This window comes from Inquilinus limosus MP06, assembly GCF_000767795.1.
GTDB lineage: Bacteria > Pseudomonadota > Alphaproteobacteria > DSM-16000 > Inquilinaceae > Inquilinus > Inquilinus limosus_E.
The window spans coordinates 1-2,808 of sequence record NZ_JANX01000699.1; the positions used below are offsets into that span (position 1 = coordinate 1).

2 protein-coding genes and 1 pseudogene are annotated in these 2,808 nt (G+C 70.2%); all 3 read right to left on the reverse strand.

The annotated features are described in order from the left end of the window. Window positions 1–906: pseudogene (locus tag P409_RS31040) on the reverse strand (peptidase M14); the annotation flags it as partial. 3 nt (window positions 907–909) lie between these two features. After that, window positions 910–1,761 (reverse strand): ABC transporter permease, encoded by an 852-nt coding sequence (locus P409_RS31045; RefSeq protein WP_052121603.1) that lies wholly within the window; start codon window positions 1,759–1,761, stop codon window positions 910–912. A 3-nt stretch (window positions 1,762–1,764) separates the two neighbouring features. Further along, entirely contained in the window at window positions 1,765–2,688 is a 924-nt protein-coding gene (locus P409_RS31050) for an ABC transporter permease (protein WP_034847569.1), read from the reverse strand. Window positions 2,689–2,808: the final 120 nt, after the last annotated feature.

A 2,808-nucleotide genomic window follows, 5' to 3' on the forward strand; every position in this document is an offset into this window, starting at 1 on the left:
GATCGACAGCGGCGCCTCGGCGGTCTCCACCACCTGCGCCGGCCAGTCGCCGGGTTCGCCGGATACGTCGAACGGCACGGTCTCGACCCGCACCCGGGGCGCGCCGGCCCGGATCTCCGGCACGATCTGGCCCGGCTGTAGCCGGCGGTCGCCGGCCGGGCGGCCGGAATGGCGCTGGAACACCTCGAGCAGCGTGAAATACAGGTCCTCGTGCAGCGCCTCGTGCAGGCTGACCGCCTCCTCATGGAAGGGCAGCGCCCGCTCGATCGCCGGTGCCTCGACCGTGACCGACAGCCGCTCGAAATAGGGCTCGTCGCTGCCCCAGGGATGGCTCTTCACGGTCTCGACCGCGGCGCGGAACAGGACCTCGACCTCGGTTTCCAGCCGCTCGTCCCGGTCCGGCTGGCCGTCGGGCCGGCCGCTGACGCGCAGCCAGCCGGTCGGCGACAGGCAGGCGGCGTCGAGATGGTCGGTGCCGAGATGGTTCGGGGCGAACACCTCGGTCGTCGCCGTCCGACCGTCCCGATAGGTCAGGGCCACCCGGTAGCGCAACGTCTCGTCGCCCGGCTCGAAGCGCAGCTCGATACCGTCCAGCAGCGCCGCCAGCGGATAGGCCTCCAGCAGGAAGCGGTCGGGCACGGCGGCGGGGTGGACCGGGTAGCGGATGACGGCCGAAGCCAGCCCTTCGGTCTCGATCTCCTCCAGGAAGGCGTGCAGCAGCGGCTTGTAGGCGCTGCGCAGCCGGGCCGAGACACCGGCCGAAGCCAGGGCCGTCTCGGCCTCGCGCCGCGCCGCCTCGTCCTCGAACAGCCAGGCCTCCACCGCCGCGCCCTGATGGCCGTCGGACAGGTCGCGCAGCAGGGCGTCGAGGGTCCGCGGCGCCTCTTGGTCGAGGAGAAGGGTCATGGGTCAGGGCTTTCCGGTCGGGTCGAGGACGTCGCGCAGCCAGTCGCCCAGCAGGTTCAGGCCGAGCACGGTGAGCATGATGGCGATGCCGGGGAAGACGCTGATCCACCAGGCCGTCTGCACATAGGTGCGGCCATCGGCCAGCATGCCGCCCCAGCTGGGGACCAGCGGGTCGACGCCGAGGCCGAGGAAGGTCAGGCTGCTTTCCAGCAGGATGTTGTTGGCCACGTTCAGCGTCATCAGGATGATGATCGGCCCCAGCACGTTGGGCAGCAGGTGATCGAGGATGATGCGGTGGTCGCGCACGCCGATCGCCGCGGCGGCCTGCACGAATTCCCGCTCGCGCAGCGACAGCACCGAGCCGCGGACCAGCCGGGCGTACTGCACCCATTGCGAGACGACCATGAAGAAGATCAGCCGGTCGATGCCGCCGCCGAGGATGGCGATGAAGGTCAGCGCGATCAGGATGAAGGGCAGCGCCTGCTGCACGTCGGCGCAGCGCATCAGGATCATGTCCCAGATGCCGCGGTAATAGCCGGCGACCAGGCCGGCCAGGGTGCCCAGCACCACCGCGCCGGCCACCGACAGGAACCCGACCGTCAGCGAGATGCCGCCGCCCGTCACCACCCGGGCCAGCACGTCGCGGCCGACCGGGTCGGTGCCGAGCGGATGTGCCCAGGACTGGAACGGCGGCAGCAGCCGGGCGGTCAGGTCGAAGCCCTCGCCGCCATCGGGGAACAGCAGGCCGGCACACAGCACCGCCAGCATCATCACGCCGGTCAGCACGGCGCCGAGGACGAACTCCAGGTTGCGCAGGCGGCGCGACCAGGGCCGGCTGTCTTCGACGATCGCCATCGTTCACTCGGTCCGGATGCGCGGATCGACCAGCCCGTAGGCGATGTCGACCGCGAGGTTGATGACGACGATCAGGATCGCCAGCACGGTGATCACCGCCTGCAGCACCGGATAGTCGCGCGCGGCGATGGCGTCGAAGGCCAGCGACCCCATGCCGGGCCAGGCGAAGACCTGCTCGACCACGACGATGCCGCCGACCAGCCCGCCGAACTGCAGCCCGATATAGGTGATCAGCGGGATGGCGCAGTTGCGCAGCGCGTGCTTGTACAGCACCACCCGCTCGCGCAGGCCCTTGCTGCGGGCGACCATGACATATTGCGCCGACAGCGTCTCCAGCATCGCGGTGCGCACCAGCCGGACATTGGTGGCGGTGAGGATGATCGCCATGGTGGCGGCCGGCATCACCAGGCTGGCGGCGCCTTCCATCCCGCTCGGCGGCAGCCAGCCGAGGGCGATCGAGAAGACCAGCACCATCATCATCGCCAGCCAGAAATTCGGGAAGGACAGGCCGACCAGCGACAGGATGCGGATCAGCTGGTCGACCGCCCGCCCCTTGTGCACGGCGGCGTGGATGCCGAGCGGGATCGACAGCACGATCGAGGCCGCGAGCGAGACGAAGGCCAGCAGCAGTGTCGCCGGCAGCGCCCGGCCGACCAGCAGGGTGACCGGGGTGTTACCGAGGAAGCTGCGGCCGAGATCGCCGCTCAGCAGCCCCTGCAGGAAGCCCAGATACTGGACCGGGAACGGCCGGTCGAGGCCGAGGGCGATGCGGATGCGCTGCAGGTCCTCCTCGGTCACGCTGCCGGCGCCCTGGGCCAGCATGATCGCCGGGTCGCCGGTCAGCCGGATGGCCCAGGAGACCAGGAGCGTCACCACCAGCACCACGAACACCGCGAGCGCGATCCGTCGTGCGACGAAGCCGATCATGGGTACGCCCGCTGCAGCAAAACCGAGTCCCCCCTCCCCTCGCGGGAGGGGGTTAGGGGGAGGGGGTTGTCGATCGAGGAGAACGGAAGAGCAACCGCGGTTCTTGCGGCACGCCTCCCC

Bases quoted from the DNA above. Each gene is read 5' to 3' on its own strand.
- P409_RS31045 (WP_052121603.1), bottom strand. From the start codon at position 1,761: ATGGCGATCGTCGAAGACAGCCGGCCCTGGTCGCGCCGCCTGCGCAAC.
- P409_RS31050 (WP_034847569.1), bottom strand. From the start codon at position 2,688: ATGATCGGCTTCGTCGCACGACGGATCGCGCTCGCGGTGTTCGTGGTG.